At 41.0% G+C, this 16,051-nt stretch carries 19 protein-coding genes; 6 read left to right on the plus strand and 13 right to left on the minus strand.

Annotated elements, in window-relative coordinates; all coding sequences use genetic code 11:
• Positions 1-3 precede the first annotated feature (3 nt).
• Both CVN76_RS19130 and CVN76_RS31140 read left to right on the plus strand, forming a co-directional pair.
• Complete coding sequence (locus CVN76_RS19130; protein WP_100532598.1) at positions 4-1,803, plus strand: LamG-like jellyroll fold domain-containing protein; 1,800 nt, start codon at positions 4-6, stop codon at positions 1,801-1,803.
• A gap of 34 nt (positions 1,804-1,837) precedes the next feature.
• Positions 1,838-2,038: a hypothetical protein gene (locus CVN76_RS31140; protein WP_157805711.1), complete on the plus strand. Its 201-nt coding sequence runs from the start codon at positions 1,838-1,840 to the stop codon at positions 2,036-2,038.
• Positions 2,039-2,049: 11 nt separating this feature from the next.
• Here CVN76_RS31140 and CVN76_RS19135 read toward each other — a convergent pair whose 3' ends face one another.
• From CVN76_RS19135 to gloA2, 3 genes are all read right to left on the minus strand, one after another.
• Positions 2,050-2,745: a DUF1796 family putative cysteine peptidase gene (locus CVN76_RS19135; protein WP_100532640.1), complete on the minus strand. Its 696-nt coding sequence runs from the start codon at positions 2,743-2,745 to the stop codon at positions 2,050-2,052.
• 56 nt (positions 2,746-2,801) lie between these two features.
• The gene (locus CVN76_RS19140) at positions 2,802-2,987 is read right to left on the minus strand and encodes a hypothetical protein (protein WP_100532599.1); all 186 of its coding nucleotides are present in this window, start codon (positions 2,985-2,987) and stop codon (positions 2,802-2,804) included.
• Between the two features lie 241 nt (positions 2,988-3,228).
• Complete coding sequence (gloA2, locus tag CVN76_RS19145) at positions 3,229-3,621, minus strand: SMU1112c/YaeR family gloxylase I-like metalloprotein (RefSeq protein WP_100532600.1); 393 nt, start codon at positions 3,619-3,621, stop codon at positions 3,229-3,231.
• Between the two features lie 373 nt (positions 3,622-3,994).
• Between gloA2 and CVN76_RS19150 the strand changes: the two genes are divergently transcribed.
• Both CVN76_RS19150 and CVN76_RS19155 read left to right on the plus strand, forming a co-directional pair.
• Complete coding sequence (locus tag CVN76_RS19150; protein WP_100532601.1) at positions 3,995-4,486, plus strand: hypothetical protein; 492 nt, start codon at positions 3,995-3,997, stop codon at positions 4,484-4,486.
• A 228-nt stretch (positions 4,487-4,714) separates the two neighbouring features.
• Entirely contained in the window at positions 4,715-5,137 is a 423-nt protein-coding gene (locus CVN76_RS19155; protein ID WP_100532602.1) for an NUDIX hydrolase, read from the plus strand.
• Between the two features lie 159 nt (positions 5,138-5,296).
• Here CVN76_RS19155 and CVN76_RS19160 read toward each other — a convergent pair whose 3' ends face one another.
• A complete protein-coding gene (locus CVN76_RS19160; protein ID WP_100532641.1) occupies positions 5,297-5,671 on the minus strand; it encodes a MerR family transcriptional regulator in 375 nt (124 codons plus the stop codon).
• A gap of 90 nt (positions 5,672-5,761) precedes the next feature.
• Between CVN76_RS19160 and CVN76_RS19165 the strand changes: the two genes are divergently transcribed.
• Entirely contained in the window at positions 5,762-6,532 is a 771-nt protein-coding gene (locus CVN76_RS19165; protein WP_100532603.1) for an SDR family NAD(P)-dependent oxidoreductase, read from the plus strand.
• 75 nt (positions 6,533-6,607) lie between these two features.
• Here CVN76_RS19165 and CVN76_RS19170 read toward each other — a convergent pair whose 3' ends face one another.
• The 5 genes from CVN76_RS19170 to CVN76_RS19190 all read right to left on the minus strand — a co-directional run bounded on the left by CVN76_RS19170 (position 6,608) and on the right by CVN76_RS19190 (position 10,204).
• The gene (locus tag CVN76_RS19170; protein ID WP_100532604.1) at positions 6,608-7,093 is read right to left on the minus strand and encodes a DMT family transporter; all 486 of its coding nucleotides are present in this window, start codon (positions 7,091-7,093) and stop codon (positions 6,608-6,610) included.
• 17 nt (positions 7,094-7,110) lie between these two features.
• Positions 7,111-7,809: a Crp/Fnr family transcriptional regulator gene (locus tag CVN76_RS19175; protein WP_100532605.1), complete on the minus strand. Its 699-nt coding sequence runs from the start codon at positions 7,807-7,809 to the stop codon at positions 7,111-7,113.
• 14 nt (positions 7,810-7,823) lie between these two features.
• Positions 7,824-8,249: a DMT family transporter gene (locus CVN76_RS19180; RefSeq protein ID WP_100532606.1), complete on the minus strand. Its 426-nt coding sequence runs from the start codon at positions 8,247-8,249 to the stop codon at positions 7,824-7,826.
• Positions 8,250-8,655: 406 nt separating this feature from the next.
• Entirely contained in the window at positions 8,656-9,399 is a 744-nt protein-coding gene (locus tag CVN76_RS19185; protein WP_100532607.1) for an SDR family NAD(P)-dependent oxidoreductase, read from the minus strand.
• Positions 9,400-9,448: 49 nt separating this feature from the next.
• Positions 9,449-10,204 carry an SDR family NAD(P)-dependent oxidoreductase gene (locus CVN76_RS19190; RefSeq protein WP_100532608.1) on the minus strand — a complete coding sequence of 252 codons (756 nt, stop codon included), beginning with the start codon at positions 10,202-10,204 and terminating at the stop codon, positions 9,449-9,451.
• A 281-nt stretch (positions 10,205-10,485) separates the two neighbouring features.
• Between CVN76_RS19190 and CVN76_RS19195 the strand changes: the two genes are divergently transcribed.
• The gene (locus tag CVN76_RS19195) at positions 10,486-11,625 is read left to right on the plus strand and encodes a LuxR C-terminal-related transcriptional regulator (protein ID WP_100532609.1); all 1,140 of its coding nucleotides are present in this window, start codon (positions 10,486-10,488) and stop codon (positions 11,623-11,625) included.
• A gap of 556 nt (positions 11,626-12,181) precedes the next feature.
• Here the strand turns inward: CVN76_RS19195 and CVN76_RS19205 are convergent.
• The 4 genes from CVN76_RS19205 to CVN76_RS19220 form a co-directional block, all read right to left on the minus strand.
• Positions 12,182-13,606 (minus strand): DHA2 family efflux MFS transporter permease subunit, encoded by a 1,425-nt coding sequence (locus CVN76_RS19205; RefSeq protein ID WP_100532611.1) that lies wholly within the window; start codon positions 13,604-13,606, stop codon positions 12,182-12,184.
• A gap of 143 nt (positions 13,607-13,749) precedes the next feature.
• On the minus strand, positions 13,750-14,325 hold the full coding sequence (locus CVN76_RS19210) for a GNAT family N-acetyltransferase (protein ID WP_100532612.1): 576 nt from the start codon (positions 14,323-14,325) through the stop codon (positions 13,750-13,752).
• Between the two features lie 159 nt (positions 14,326-14,484).
• A complete protein-coding gene (locus tag CVN76_RS19215) occupies positions 14,485-14,952 on the minus strand; it encodes a VOC family protein (protein ID WP_100532613.1) in 468 nt (155 codons plus the stop codon).
• A 526-nt stretch (positions 14,953-15,478) separates the two neighbouring features.
• Positions 15,479-16,051 (minus strand): TerC family protein (locus CVN76_RS19220; RefSeq protein WP_442857587.1); only part of this gene is annotated, 573 nt, incomplete at its 5' end.

Consider the following 16,051-nt stretch of genomic DNA (forward strand, 5'->3'; position numbering starts at 1 on the left):
TTTATGAAAATGAAAAAAGCATTTATTGGTCTAACACTATTATTCATGATTGTTCCTGGCATTGCCAATTCGGCAAACTCCATACATCCCGATGCTGAAAATGATCGAGGCACTATCCTGGCTGATTGGAAATTCACAAGACAGCATGTCAAAAGTGGTTCAATCGATAAAGGAAACTTAATGATCGAGGATACAAGCAAGCACGGAAACGTTCTGGAGATGGCAACCATCGGGGATGCTGCCTCACCTGAATTAAAAGGTTTGATTCAATGGTCTGAAGAAGATTATCATGATCGTGAAGGGGTGGATAGCCTGGAATTCGCTAATCAGGAAAACGGGCCATCAGGACGATACTTCAAAACCAAGAAAAACGCACCGATCAATTCAGAGAAATTTGAAAATGGATTCACAATCGAAGCTATTTTTAAATTACCAGCTAAAATTAAAACCAACAATGGGTTAGGACTTTTCTCCAGGCAAGGAAAAGCGGCCGACCTTAATAAAATGGATGGCGACACGAAACTTCTTTCTGCCCTTACTTTATCAAGCGATCAAAAAATACATTGGACAAGCCACCCCTCCAATCTAACTTATAATGTAAGCAATTGGTCAAGAGCGTTAAATGCTGATGAATGGTACCACTTGGCAGTAGTCAATGATGGCAGCGCGACCACCTTGACCTTAAATAGCATAAGTGATTACGGAGAATCGGAAAAGGCTATAGGCATTGCGGGATTGACTGGGAAGGGCTGGAACATCGGAGCATCCGAATGGAGCAATAAATTGGATAAACTATTTGCGGGGAATATTGAGGAAATCCGGATCGCCAATAAAGCATTGACTGAAAAAGAATGGCTTGTGAAGCATCCCCGTGACGATGATCCCTTCGAAGGCTCTAATAAATCAATGCCCCTTTTGACGAATAAAAAAAATTATAATTTCGTTTTCATTCCCGATACTCAGAAATATTCAAGCCAAAATCCAGAGATTTTCGATAGCCAGATGAATTGGATTTCCAAGAACACGAAGAAGAACCATATCATCATGAATTCATTCGTAGGTGACATTGTCGATAGTGATTCGGAAAAACAATGGCAAAACTCACTTTCAGCCATTTCGAAGTTGGATAAGCAGCACATCCCATATATGATGGCGGCAGGAAATCATGATTATGCTGCCGGAAATCCATTCCTAACACACTATGGACCGAGCCGTTTTCAAAATAAAGCATACTATAAGGGCTCATCCCAATCCGGGTACAGCTCCTATGCAATCGTTAAGGCCGGTAGTTATCAATACTTGGTCTTGATCGTTGATATGAAAAACCTTCGTAAAGACTTGCAATGGGCAAAAGGTGTCCTCGATCAGCATCAGGATAAACCGACAATCCTCGTCTCACATGATATCATTTTCCCTGATGTGATTAATAATGAAACCATCGCCACTGAATCTGCTAATGGCCGGCTGATTTGGAAAGAACTCGTAAAGGATCATAATCAAGTTTTCATGACGGTCAATGGACATTATTTCGGCATTGCTCATCAAGTAAAGAAAAACAGAGCGGGAAATGACGTCATTCAAATGGTGGTCAATTACCAATCGGATTATCGTGGCGGGAATGGCTGGCTAAGACTTGTCGAATTCAATGAAAAGAAAAACCAATTGTTTGTCCGTACCTATTCCCCATATGTAGATGATATGACTAAAAAGGAAAGAACCTATATCGATTATAAGTTTTTAACAGGTGCAAATAACTCATTCATTTTGGATTGGGATTTCAAACGGCGTTTTACCTTTAAATGATCCCTATCCCAGGCACCCGTTAAAGAAGGAGAGCGTGTTTGAAAAAGGAAAAGCCAAAACATGCTCTTCCTTCAATATGCTAGTGACCAAAAGAGGGACTACAATTGCAGCTTCATTTCTAATGCTCGAGCAGGCACCCTATTTGAATCATTTGTCTGTCCATTTCCTGATCGTATTCGCCGTACTCCTGCTGAAACTCCGCTTCATCTCCCCAAGCCATACTCCTGTCAAATGATCACGGTTAACTTAATTCTTCCAGTAGTCCGTTATGGCCAGTCCATCATAAACATGATTCCACATGGAATCATCATTAGGACTTTGGCTTGGCACCTGTACCGTACAAATCCCGTCAATTCCCCAGTCGATTTCCTTAACACTTGGTATATCTGCTATGGGATCAAGGAAAAGGATGTTACATTTTCCAGGTGTCATACCTGCCAAGATAGAGCGCAATTCAAGTGCTTCCGGAATGATTACTGCCCCCCACCGGATAAATAGAACGGATTGGCTGTTTGCAAGTATATCAATGAATTTTCTTATTCTGTAATTTAGCTTTTCCTTATAGGAGGGATAACGTTGTTTCCAATCCTGCTCCTCAATGATCGGAAAATCGTGTACCGAGATAATATTATACGTGCTATCCTGAATAAAATGCGCGTTTTGCTTCTTCCTGCCCTCGTCCGCAAATACGGCATCTCCATCATCAAGATAAGCGGCAACACCATCTATACGCTGCATTTGCCTGATGTCCATAAACCCATCGAATCCGTTCTTCAACAATTTGTTTACATCGGATAATGAATTAGATACGACCCAATCAAGAGGGAATGAAAATCTCCTTAAATTATGCCGCCTTAAATTTAGTGAAGGTCCGCACCAACTGCCCAAACTTATTATGACATCATATTCCCCTTTAATATCTTGTAATTTCAAGTCAGCCATCCTCTCTATTATTTTCCCTTCATTCACCGAGCATTCTCAGGGATGTTAGTGTCCGTTTATTCTAATCCCCCTTCTGTTCCCCTCTGTTCAGGTATTATATAGACAATCCAGCCATAACGATGCTTTAGCTCATCTGCCATCATCTCTGCCGTTTCCATGTCAGTAAATGTGCCTGTTATTAAACGAAACCGAGCTTCTTTTGGACCGCTGTTTTTATCTCCATTCATGCATTCTTCCTTCATTTGCTTGTCCCTCCTTTTTATATCTTATGAATCCTGCTTGAATACTGTATAGTACAGAACAGTACTTGACAGCCCATTTTAAGTCCATGACAAAAAAAGAAGCCGCAATCGCCATGCAGCTTCCAGAATGCAGACAAAATCCTTGGATACCAAGTCTGTCTGCTTTTTTTAGGTTCAAGTTGAACGGGAGCTCCTCGCACCTGACCAATCGAATTTGTTTATCTTTTTAGATAGATTCCATTCAACAAGACTTTTCGTATAATTCCAGAGGCAAATCATCCGGATCACAAAAGAAAGTAAATCTTTTTCCGGTTATCTCATCAACCCGGATAGGTTCAACAGAAATATTATCTTTGCTTAACTCTTCGACCGCTTGATCAATATCCTCCACTTCAAAAGCCAAATGCCTTAGCCCGCTTGCTTCGGGATAACTTTGTCTTAAGGGACTTCCCGGAAAGGAGAACAATTCCAACTGATATTCCCCCCCGACCATTAAATCCAATTTATACGACTTTCTTTCTGCACGATAGGTTTCCTTCTTAATTTCACACCCTAGGATATTTACATAGAACTTTTTTGATTTTTCATAATCCTTGCATATGATTGCTACATGATGGATTTTCTTTACCTTCATTTGCTTCCTCCAATAAGTTTCGTTTTATGAATTTGCTTTTTTAGGGATCATCCTATCAGCCTAGTAACTTCTTCTATATTTATCACTTAAAACCCTTTCTGCAAAGGACGCTTTCATGAAGGCAAAGAACACTAATTTCACAAACAGGGAAATATTCATTAGCTTTGGAATACTCTTTGGCCATAGGGTTATGTTTCAATATGATGCAAGCTGTATAAACATGATTGTTTTAAGGTGATCCTAGTCCGGGTTTTTAATGATTAGCCGGTCAAGAAATTAGGCAGCCCAAATTCATTGTCCATCTTTGTCCATGTAGGACATAATCTTTCTTTTCACATATTTTATAGTGTACCTAAAAGGGAGGATTTTCGGAATGTATAACTATAACTACGCCTTTCATCAAAACAATGTACCATATTATTACGATAATTATTATGCTAATGTGCCTTATCATTACGCAGAAAGAGTGCAATCTTTAGTTCCTACTGCAACGATACAAAGTCATTTAAAAGCAGGCCGCCAAGGGCATTGTTTCAGGGGTTTTTGGGGAAATTCGACACACACATTCATTTTGATGGGGTTTAACACCACAACTGGCATGGTTCAAATCCTTGAGGATGGTTTGCCAAACGAGGTTCATCACAATGATATCGTTGGATTACAGTATTTAGGTCTACAATGTCCGCCTGTACAACAACCAGGTCAGCAGGGCGGACAGCAAGGCGGACAGCAGGGCGGACAGCAGGGCGGACAGCAGGGCGGACAGCAGGGCGGACAGCAGGGGCAGCCTTTCCCTGGTTTTCCTGGTGGGCAGCAAGGTGGGCAAAACTGTATTTTTTATAATGGAAAATGGTACTGCTCCTAATTAATTCAAGGCAGTTTTTCACTTAAATCAAAAAAAGGCGAGGCAGCCCTCGAGAGCCATTCTTCATCCGGAGCTCGGGCTACCTCGCCTTCATTTTAATTACCTCATGATATATATATCCTCCTAAAAAAGAACATTCTCTCATTCCAATTTCCAGAATAGTACATTTTCATTTTTATTTTGCTTTATAATTGGAAGATACATTTGCTTTACAAAGGAGGTAAAGATATGAATTTCCAGCGAGTTGATGTTGTATATTCATTACTATTTGATGAGGCCACAAGTAAAATACTGATGGTATTCAATAAGAAAGGCACTTGGACATTGCCAGGAGGGGGCGTTGAAGCCGGGGAAACTTTGGCAGAAGCGGCTATAAGAGAAGTCAAGGAAGAAACCGGGTATGACATTGAAGTCGGCAATATTGTAGCTTTGAATGAGAGTCTCATAAATGAAAAGCATGTATTCTTTTTTACTTATCTTGGATACATCGTAACTCGGCCTAATGAAATTCCACATGAAGAAAATATTATGAAAGTTGAATGGATGGACTTGGATAAAGCAGACCGCCTGATGCCTTATTATCCAGAAGGGGTTTCAAAGTTCATTAACGAATCTGGAGCAAGTTATATTTTACAACAAAATAAAATTTGATCGTGAAAAATATGATAACCGTTTCCACTCCTTTAGGGTTGAGAAACGACCCTATTAAGATTGAATTGAACAGTATTAACGATACATAAGTACATAATTTCAAGAAAATGGCGCATCGTTAATACTGTGACAAGCAGAAGGAACACTTTTTGTGAAGGTCTAGCTGTTTGACGGATTCAAAGCGGATAAGTGCTGTTTATATGCCGTTATTTTCTTATCAAGCATTGCTTCAGTGACTTTCAATGTTTCAATCTGGGTTTCAATGCTTCGGCGATGGTTCTCTAATAGATTCAAGCGGTCCATCGATGTATGGTCTCCTTCTTTGAACAATTGGGTATATTTTTTTATTTGTTCAATGGGCATTTGCGTTTCCCTCAGTTTTTTTACAAACTCCATCCATTTAAGCTGTGAATCGGTATATTGCCTGATTCCTTGAGCATTTCTTTCCGGTGTTATGATTTCTTCTTTTTCATAATAGCGTAAGGCATGTGTGCTTATTCCAAGCTTTTGCCCAACTTCACTTATCGTGTAAATAAAAAACACCTCATCATGACTAATTGTTGACTTAGAGTGAACTCTAAGTAATACAATGACATCCTATCATAAATTAATGGAGGTATACACATGAAATATACGGTTATCACGGGAGCAAGCTCCGGTATTGGATATGAAGCTGCTTTAGCCTTTGCATCCCGAGGGAAAAATTTAGTTCTCGTTGCCAGGAGAAAACAAAATTTGGACGAACTAAAAACAAAAATAGAGCAAATGAATAAAGAATTGGATATCGTTGTTCATGCTGCCGATCTATCAATTACCGAGAACGTTTACGGACTATATGAAAGTCTCAAAGACCTCCAGATTGAAACATGGATCAACAATGCAGGTTTTGGAAACTTCGATAAGATCGGAGAGCAAAGGCTGCCGAAAATCGAGAAAATGCTTCACCTGAATATTGAGGCCTTAACAATATTGTCCTCCCTTTACGTTCGTGACTATTCAGATATTGATGGCACACAGCTTATCAATATCTCATCAGGTGGTGGATACACCCTTGTTGCAGATGCCATCACTTATTGCGCCACTAAATTTTATGTCAGCGCCTTTACAGAAGGGCTTGCTCATGAGCTTAAAAGCCAAGGTGCTAAAATGCAAGCTAAGGTGTTGGCTCCAGCTGCAACTGAAACGGAATTTGCCAAACGCTCCTTTGATGTTGACGAATTCCATTATGATGCCACTTTGCCGAAGTACCATACAGCAAAGGAAATGGCTGAGTTTTTGATCCAGCTGCATGAACATGACAAAGTGGTTGGAATTGTAAATGGACAAAGCTATGAGTTTGACCTTAAAGATCCCCTTTTCCCATATGCTTCTCGAACAACGAATACCAATTCATAAAACTTAAGGTCCATCCCCCTAATTAACGCGTTGCCCAATGCGTTATTAGGGGGATGTTCGTCTTAATGGGATACGTTACAGCTGAGCTTTTTCAGGTAAAATACCCCGCTTATCGTTTTTCTGGATAACGTTCCTTTTCTTCTTAAACATAATGATTCCCGCTACCATGATTCCGATACCGAACAATTTATTCATGGTAAAAGGAGCCGTCTCAAACCCGAACCAGCCAAACGTGTCGATAAAAACCGCCATAATGAGCTGGGCGACAAGTACAATGGAGATCGCATATGCCGGGCCTAAAAGCCGGATCGCCTGCATGATGAAATAGACGAGCATGACGCCCAAGACCCCACTTGATAGATAAAGCTTGTTGACATGACCGAGCGCTAACAGGCTCGTATCATCCATGATCATGAACATGGTGTACGATGATACGAAACCAAGTCCCAGCACAAGTGTGGTTGTCGCCCAAGAACCTACCTTTTCACTCACTTGGGCATTAAAGACCGTTTGCAGACTGATGAAGACCCCTGCAATAACTCCAAACAAAATTCCTTGCATGCATGTATCCTCCGATCTCATTCATAAATATTGCCATCTGCCCTTTCCCGCAGCATCGGCAAGTCTTCAATATACAGGGACCCTTGCTTCCGTTCGATGATTCCTTCTTCACACAATTTATGAATGACCCGATTTAAGTGCCGATAGCTGGTGCCTATGAGATCAGCAATTTCCATAAGATTGGACGTGCCCATTTCCTTATGGAACATGGAGCCGTCCCCTTCCGAGGAAAGAGACAATAGGTAGCTTGCCAGACGTGTCTCGACTGGATGGAGCCTGTTCAAACTAGCGGCATGGGATTCCGTGTAAAACTTTTGGGTAATGATTTCCAATAAAAAGTTCAGAAACTCTGCGCGGTTGGATTCCATTGCCCTTACATCATCAAATTGAATGCAAAGGACCGTTCCTTCACTGACTGCTTCGACAGTGTGGAGGACGGGCATCCCCTTTACATATTCCACATCGCCGAAAAGCGCCAATGGTGTTTTGAACCGAACGATCCATGCTTTTCCTTCCGGAGAAGTGGTAAAGATCTTCACCTTTCCCTTCACCAGGAAATACATGTGCTGAATATCTTCACCTCTTGCACACAAAATTTCTCCCTTTTTGAATTGGTAAAGAGATATTTTTTTCTTCATTCCCTCCGAAAAAACCCTATTCAGCTGAAACTGATCGAGATATTCAAGAATCCGGCGGCCATCATTTATTTTTTTCAATGTACATCACCTTTTTACCATTTAAATAGGATTACACCCACTAACATCATAGCCATTCCAATCACTTGTTGAAATGACACCTTATGCTTGATCATACCAAATAGCCCCTTAGTGTCTATAATGAATGCACAAAGAAGCTGTGCAATTAAAATCGTGGCGATTGCAAGAGACATGCCTAGCAAATTTATCGATGTCATTTCCCCGAACACGATCACGACCCCGAGAATGCCTCCAAGCAAATAAAAATAGGGAACCTCACGAAAGCCTTCCGCTCTGCCATCCCGGGCAATTAAATAAATGATGATCGACAAGATAAACCCGACTAGATGGACAATCGCAGTCGTGTGCCAACCGCTAATGTCCTCGCTCATTCTTGTATTAAACACCCCCTGCAACGAAATGAATATGCCGGCAATAATCGAAAATAGTATCCCTTTCACCCTTCCTCCTCCTTTCTGGATTGCTTGTACTTATTAAAATACAGAACGGGAGCTTCGCGAAAGGACATATGTCCCTTATGATATTTATGTTCCCCATATATCCTTACTATACATTGCCAAACAGACCTCACCGAAGGTTCTCGGTCAACTAGGTTTTCTGCAAGTCATATGCTCCTTTTTCTTTAAAATAACTACCATAAACGTTTAAAGGGATGGTTGGCTTCCTCTCCAAACAACCTCAAACCGTTACGTATTAATAACGACGATCTTTAAGAAAAGGGCGTAAAAAAGAGCCCCTCCTTACGATAAGCGATTTACATCGCCTCCCATAGGGAAGAAGCTCCATTATTTATTTACGTATCCCTTATTTCGGTGAACAGTCGTTTTCACCCTTTAGAAAAAGGCTTTATACTGCTGTATAACCGCCATCGACAATAAGGCTTGTGCCTGTGACAAATGATGCATCATCACTTGCAAGAAAGAGGACTGCTTTAGCCACTTCCTCGGATTTGCCCAACCGGCCGATCGGATGTAAATCGATCAAATCTTGCCTTAAGTCACCCTGTGCTGCCGCAATGAGCGGTGTATCAATATACCCTGGGCAAACGGCATTGACGCGTATCCCTTCTTTGGCATAAGTCGTACCTAAAGTTTGGGTTAATAGCTTGACCCCGCCTTTTGCAGCGGAATACGCCGTTACCCCTGGTTTTCCGGCATGGCTATGGATGGAGCCTGTATTGACGATGGCTCCGCCTGTACCTTGTTTTTGCATTTGCTGTATCGCATATTTATCTGAAAGGAAGACGCCTGATAAATTAATATCAATCGTTTTTTGCCATTGCTCATAGCTCAACTCATGGATGTTTCCATCCCTGGCAATCCCCGCATTCGCAAACATGATATCCAGCTTCCCGTATTTGTTGACCGTTTTTTCAATCATATTCTTTATGTCCTGTTCACTCGTCACATCGGTTTTGACAAAAAGAGTATCGTACCCTTTTCCATTTAACTCATCAGATACTGCTTGTCCATGATCAGCAAAGTCAGCAATGACAACCTTTGCACCCTCTGTTGCAAATAATTGCGCCGTGCTGGCCCCAATCCCACTCGCTCCGCCGGTTACGATTGCCACTTTATCTTGTAATCTCATTCCAAACACTCCTTCGGTTTCAGTTTCTTTCAACTGCAGCGGCGGCCCCTTAGCGAGCTGTCGCTCCGCCATCAATCACAAATTCCGTGCCGGTCGTATAGGAAGATTCATCGGAAGCAATGAAAAGCACCGTATTCGCCACGTTTTTGACAGTGCCGAGATGTCCTAACGGAAATTCTTTACCCAATTCATCTTTTGAGCTACCCGTTTGCTCTGAAGCATAGTCTGCCATCCCGGTATCGATATATCCTGGATGAATCGAATTCACTCTGACTCCCGTTGAAGCATATTCGATGGCAGCGTCTTTTGTCATGACCCGGACCGCCCCCTTGCTTGCTCCGTAAAGAACATGTCCCGGTGCCCCGATCAAGCCTGCAATGGATGATGCATTGATGACAGATCCTTTATTTTGTTTCGCCATCAATGGCATGATATGTTTCATTCCCAAAAACACGCCGGTCACGTTAATCGACATGAGCCGGTTCCATTCCTCCAGTTCAATCTCCGTAACCGGTTTAATGATATAAATGCCCGCATTATTGAATAGAACATCGACTTTCGCAAATGCATCAATCGTTTCCTTTGCAACCTTCTTCCAATCTTCTTCGCTGCTGACATCGTGGCGAATGAATATCGCTTCTCCTCCAATCGCTTGAATGTCCTTTACAGCTTGATCCCCGGAATCCTGGTTAATGTCAGTAATGACGATTTTTGCTCCTTCACTAGCGAATAATAAAGCGGTTTCTTTCCCGATGCCCGTTCCTCCGCCAGTGATGATGGCCACTTTGTTTTCAAGTCTTTTCATTTCTACAGATCCCCCTTTATTTTTTCCCATGCTCCAAATTCCGAAAAAACCTGAAATCCTCTTCCCTAGAGGTTTCCCTTGGCGATGAATCGTATACAAGCAATGAAAGCCGCGATAACCATTTCAATGAAAGGGTTATGACCTTAATAAGCTTCCTTGTAGGTCCATATCTATATTTTACTCCTCATATTCTGAAATACTATCCTATAAAATGCTGTATAATAAGAAGATATCCCCCCCTTTTTATAGGGGTATTCAGTTATCGAGGAGAAGAACTTCCCATGACCCAATCCATCCATCCTTATGAAGAAATAACGTTTCAACAATTCGTGTTATTCATAAAAAGCCATAACAAGCAGATTGAAGAGAATATAAATATATATTTGAACCTGGAGCCATTCATCGATGAACCTGAACGAAGGACGATCCAAACATTATTGGATTCATTCTTACTTTTTTTATCCTCTCAAAGCATCGAAAACATCAAGGATTCACATGAAAAATATATCGACACGTGGCTGCAATCGCATTTAACCATGATAAATGCAAATCATTTCAGCATGTTTCGGCTAATTTTTGAAAAAGCCATAGTTACCTTGATGGTCAATCTGAAACATACCCATACCATTTCCATCTTAATGTATCTGTTTTCGATTTTCTCCCAACTTATCCATAGCTTTAACAAATGGGATGCTGACAAGCCAAAGCAATATTCCAAAACCGATCAGGAAAATGCTGAACTTATCAGGCTGCGATTACTGGACCAATTGGATGAACTTTTAATTCACTCAGCAGGGATCAAGGATTTTGCCCATATCCTAAAAAAATGCGAAGAGTTCTTTCATTATAAAAGATGTGTTTTTTATGCTTATATCCCTTGGTCCAACCAATTCCACGGCACCATCGGATTGGAACTTCCAAAGGTACAAAGCATGAGAGGCCAGCTAAGCGCAAAGCAGTCCTTGGTTTTCAATTCGAAAAAGCCTGTATTTTTAAAGGATCCGCAGCCTTACATCAAAGAGGAGCATATAAGGTTATTCAACCTGTCCTCCGTCATTTTTGTACCGATCTTTCATGATTGGCAAGTGTTCGGTTGGCTGACATTCGATCAAATAGGGGTGGAATTCGATTATGTGAAAGAAGATCTCCTATTGTTTGAACAGGTTGGAAAAAGGCTAGGTTTATATTTATCCAGGAAGGATGATGAGGTGATACAGGATACAGACCTCCAATTGACCGAGCGGGAGTCCATGATTTTGAATTTGCTTGCAGAGGGACATAACAATAAGAAAATGGCCGATTTATTGCAATTAAGCGAGCATACGATAAGGGACTACGTGAGCAGCTTAATGACGAAGTTCAAGGCTAAAAACCGAACTCAAGTCGTGGTCCATGGATTTCGCAATGGTCTCCTGAAATAATACAAATGATTTATGAAAGTTGCTGCACATCTATCGGAAATAACGCCCCCTCATCTTCTAACAATGGGGGGAATCTCAGAAATCGCTTCCCGCTTTCTGAACTCTCCAATAAAAAAAGACCGACATTTTCAAAACGGTCTTTGCTCCAAACCAATGATATTGACACATCCAAGCGGTGATCCTGATTTTCTTATTGAAACTGTACGGATTTATATGTTCAAGACATTATTCTTCATCATACATTGAAAAATTCCCCAATCAATAAAATGGATATTCGGTCTCCTTCCGCCCCTTTTAAAGTGTGAATGAAATGGGTGGATTCTTCCAAATTGTTCAGTACAATATAGAAGAAACTGGTCCTTTTCACAGAAGTATTCGCAGAATTCAGAACCGATTATATGGCGGATTAAAAATCTCACTTGGAAATTTAATTCAATGTAATGTGTACTTTTTTATAAAGAGAAAAAAAGATAAAGAGGGAGAACAAATCATGGATGACTTGTTCCCCTCTTTATTAGCGTCCCTGGATATGCATGACAATGGAAGGTAACGCGATTCAATTCTTTAATTCTTCTCTTTCTCTGAACTCTTTTCCTGCTGATTTTTGATCCTTTATTTTAAAAGAAATGAGGAGGCTAATTAGTGAAAGTACAGCGATGACAATAAATGAGATTTGCGCGCCATACATATCAGGATGTATAATCTCGGGACGCTGCTGGGCATTTTCGGTAGCTGTTGTCATAACAGTTACAAGTATTGCTGTACCTACAGAAGCGGCAATCATCTTCATCGTATTATCCATCGCTGCACCATGAGCAATTAACCGTTTAGGCAGCTGGTTTAAGGCTGCCGTTGAAACAGGCATCATAACCATGGCCAGTCCGAACATCCGAATACTGTACACGACCATAATAAATGTGAAGCTTGTCGAAGGACCAACATCTATATAAGTAAAGGAGGAAGCGGTTATGATGAGTAATCCACCCATAACCAACCACCTCGCCCCAATCCTATCAAAAATACGTCCAATGAATGGGGACAGTAATCCGGTAATAAGGGCTCCAGGGAGTATAGCTAATCCAGCTTCAAACGCAGTAAATCCGCGCATATTTTGCATAAATAGCGGGATGAGTGTTTCGGCACCTATCAGCCCCATAAATGTAATGGCTCCAATAATGATGGCATACGGGAATAATGAATACGTGAACACTCGGAACTCCAGCATTGGATGCTTCAACCCCAATTGCCTTTTGATAAACCAAACAAGTGAAATCGTTCCAATGCCTAGGGATATGATCGTACTCCCGTCTGTCCATCCATAATTACCTGCTGCTGTGAATCCATACAATAATCCACCGAAACCCACGGAAGATAAAACAATAGAGAGCACATCCACTTTTGGTCGTGTAACTTCTGTTACATTTTTTAAAGCGAAGAACGCAACGATGATATCAATAATAGCGACTGGAAGAATGATAAAGAATAACACCCTCCAAGAGTAGGTCTCCGTAACCCAGCCCGATAAAGCGGGACCAATAGCAGGGGCGAAGGAAATGACCAGCCCAACCAACCCCATAGCTGCACCCCGTTTTTGAACCGGGAAAATCATCAGGAAGACTGTTTGCATTAAAGGGAGCATAATACCGGCACCGCTCGACTGAATGATCCGTCCAAGAAGCAGCATTCCAAAACTAGGGGCTAGCCCCGCAACCAAGGTACCAATAGCAAAAATCCCCATGGCTGAAAGGAAGAGCTGCCTGGTGGTAAAGCGCTCCAGTAAAAACGCGCTCACAGGAATCATAATCCCATTAACCAGCATAAAAACGGTAGTTAGCCACTGTGCACTATTGGCTGTAATATCCATTTCCTTCATTACAGGTGGAATCGCGGTAATCATTAAGGTTTGATTCAAGAGCGCAATAAACGTACCCGCAAGCAACAGGGCAACAATTGTTGAATGTTTTCTATTTGTTAAATTCAATTATGGACCTCCTTTACGATTGGAAAAAAAACATACTTTTGTAGATTACATGAATTCACCTCAGGTAACCACCCATTTGCTGTTATACTAACCTGCCTCTTTTTAGTTCCATAAGAAAATAGCTGCCTTAAAGACAGCTTCCTTCAGTTAACGCACCCTTTATTTTTAAGGGATGACTGCTTACACCAATCCTTAGCTAACATACCGTAAACTATATGGTCAACATAATGGGTATACAGCCATTCTGCTTGTCTGATACAACCTTCATTAACAAAACCTAACCTTTCAGGAATCCCCCTGCTTTTCTTATTCTCCAAGGCAACCCTAACCTCCACTTTATCCAGTTTCAATTCTTTGAATGCATAATCAGTCAATGCCTTAGCCACCCTTGTCATCATTCCATTTCCTTGATATTCTTCTCCGAGCCAATAACCCATATATGCCGTTTTATTTGACCAATTTAATTGGTTATAACCTGCAACGCCAACAATTTGTCCCTTATACATAATACCTGTATTGACACTCTTGTTTTCAGCAAAACCTCTTAAACAAACCTGAATGAACCCTTTTGTATCTTCAAGTCCTTTTGTATGATCCAACCAAGGAAGCCATTCTCGTAGATATTCTCTGGATATATTAGTTATTTCGAAAACTCTTTCTGCATCCTTTACTTCCAACAGCTTCAATGATAACTCCTCATCTATTTTATGTAAGAACATACTGAACCCCCTGGTTTTCTATTGTAATGTTAAATCACTTGTTTATTGCGGATCCACTCTGCCCACTATAAGGAACTTTCTTTAGCTAAGGCACCCGTTTGTCTAGAAGGATCAGGATTGCCACAGCAACCTCCTTTTTACATCTGAAGCAGAACTGAATTAGCTCGGATCAGCATTTCGTTTATACCAATCCTCCAATGATATTTCTCCAAGGGATTGCTCAAAATCCAATCTCAAAGGAGCAATCAATTCAAGAGAATTTCCGTCTGGGTCGTTAAAATAAATAGCTGCGTGAGCCTGAGGATTGTTATCAAGAACTAAAGGTTGGTGTTCTTCGGTTAAGTCAAAGGCTGTACGAATTTTGATACCCTTACTATTCAACCAAGCTTTTGCTGATGTCATGTCTTCCATATCCATTCGTAAAGCTACATGTCGTATGGAAGGGTGGTACGGAATTTCCACTTGGTTTGCTTCCCATAAACCAAGCCAACTTTTGCCTTTCTCAAGCCAGAAAAAAACTACTTTTTCACTTTGATAGGCAATTTCCAAATCCAATTTTTCATAAAATTTCATGGAGTTTTCAAGATTACTTACAGGTAAATGTGCTTCGTAAAGACCTTTTATCATTTCTCGTCCCACCTCGTTTTGGCATCTATAAATTTCTAATATTTACTGTATCATACTAAATTTGGATTCAGAAGAAATTAGCTCGAATCAAATCATCGTTATTATTAGGATTAAATCAGGATAATTTTTACTAACATGCCCCTTTCGTTCCATAAGAAAAAGGCTGCCGCAGCAACCCCTGTTATTGAAATAATGCACCACCCTTTAGTTTATTATCATTTATTTTAAAGATGCATGAAACAAATAACAGACACTGTGAATTGATTGCAGGGAGACATAACAATCAAGCATAGGATAAGGGAGTATGTGAGCAACTTAATGACCATATTCAAGAAAAAAAAATGCCCCCCCATTTTCAAATAATGGAGGCAAGCTCAAAAACCGCTTCCTGCCTCCTGCACTTTCCGACAAAAAAAAGACCGAAATATTCAAATCGGTCTTTACTCCAAACCAAACGCCATTGATCTTTTCAAGCACTGACCATGAACTTCTTAATGAAGCTAAACGGATCTATTGGTCAGAAAAATTATTCTTCATCATTTTTTGCCGTTTTATCTTTAGACAAAAACCAGCCACCCAAGGCAATAAGAAGCATGACTGACCAAAAGATTATATTCCAGATGGGACCCTCTACAAAATCGTGTGAAATGATGTGCACGGATGGATGCGCGAGGGTATGCATCAGTAACTTGACCCCAACCCAGCCGACAAGTAACATGGCTGCAGTCTCTAGACTCGGGCGCTCCGTCAATATCTTAACGAAATAACCTGCTGCAAAGCGGATGACAATCAAGCCCGCTATCGCACCTAGCAGGATCACGATGAATTTAGCTCCATCCATGCCACCGATATTCCCCATCGGCGTATCCGGCAACGCCAAAACAAGAGCGACTGCCGCTAAAATCGAATCAACGGCAAAGGCGATATCGGCCAATGCTATTTGCGTAATGGTCATGCGGTAGCTTTTCCCTTTTTTATCATTTTCCTCATGATCCCTTTTCAGTAAATGTTTCAAAGAAATGAAAATCAAATACGCTGCACCGATCGCTTGAACTTGCCAAACGTGGAAAAGGTATGAAATGATGAAAATGGCACCAAT

This window comes from Bacillus sp. mrc49, assembly GCF_002803435.1.

What these genes read in the sequence shown, in the direction of transcription:
- CVN76_RS19150 (WP_100532601.1), top strand. Translation starts at nt 3,995, where the DNA reads ATGTATAACTATAACTACGCCTTTCATCAAAACAATGTACCATATTAT.
- CVN76_RS19130 (WP_100532598.1), top strand. Translation starts at nt 4, where the DNA reads ATGAAAATGAAAAAAGCATTTATTGGTCTAACACTATTATTCATGATT.
- CVN76_RS19190 (WP_100532608.1), bottom strand. Translation starts at nt 10,204, where the DNA reads ATGAAAAGACTTGAAAACAAAGTGGCCATCATCACTGGCGGAGGAACG.
- CVN76_RS19210 (WP_100532612.1), bottom strand. Translation starts at nt 14,325, where the DNA reads ATGTTCTTACATAAAATAGATGAGGAGTTATCATTGAAGCTGTTGGAA.
- CVN76_RS19215 (WP_100532613.1), bottom strand. Translation starts at nt 14,952, where the DNA reads ATGATAAAAGGTCTTTACGAAGCACATTTACCTGTAAGTAATCTTGAA.
- CVN76_RS19135 (WP_100532640.1), bottom strand. Translation starts at nt 2,745, where the DNA reads ATGGCTGACTTGAAATTACAAGATATTAAAGGGGAATATGATGTCATA.
- CVN76_RS19170 (WP_100532604.1), bottom strand. Translation starts at nt 7,093, where the DNA reads ATGCAAGGAATTTTGTTTGGAGTTATTGCAGGGGTCTTCATCAGTCTG.
- CVN76_RS19185 (WP_100532607.1), bottom strand. Translation starts at nt 9,399, where the DNA reads ATGAGATTACAAGATAAAGTGGCAATCGTAACCGGCGGAGCGAGTGGG.
- CVN76_RS19155 (WP_100532602.1), top strand. Translation starts at nt 4,715, where the DNA reads ATGAATTTCCAGCGAGTTGATGTTGTATATTCATTACTATTTGATGAG.
- CVN76_RS19195 (WP_100532609.1), top strand. Translation starts at nt 10,486, where the DNA reads ATGACCCAATCCATCCATCCTTATGAAGAAATAACGTTTCAACAATTC.
- gloA2 (WP_100532600.1), bottom strand. Translation starts at nt 3,621, where the DNA reads ATGAAGGTAAAGAAAATCCATCATGTAGCAATCATATGCAAGGATTAT.
- CVN76_RS19165 (WP_100532603.1), top strand. Translation starts at nt 5,762, where the DNA reads ATGAAATATACGGTTATCACGGGAGCAAGCTCCGGTATTGGATATGAA.
- CVN76_RS19140 (WP_100532599.1), bottom strand. Translation starts at nt 2,987, where the DNA reads ATGAAGGAAGAATGCATGAATGGAGATAAAAACAGCGGTCCAAAAGAA.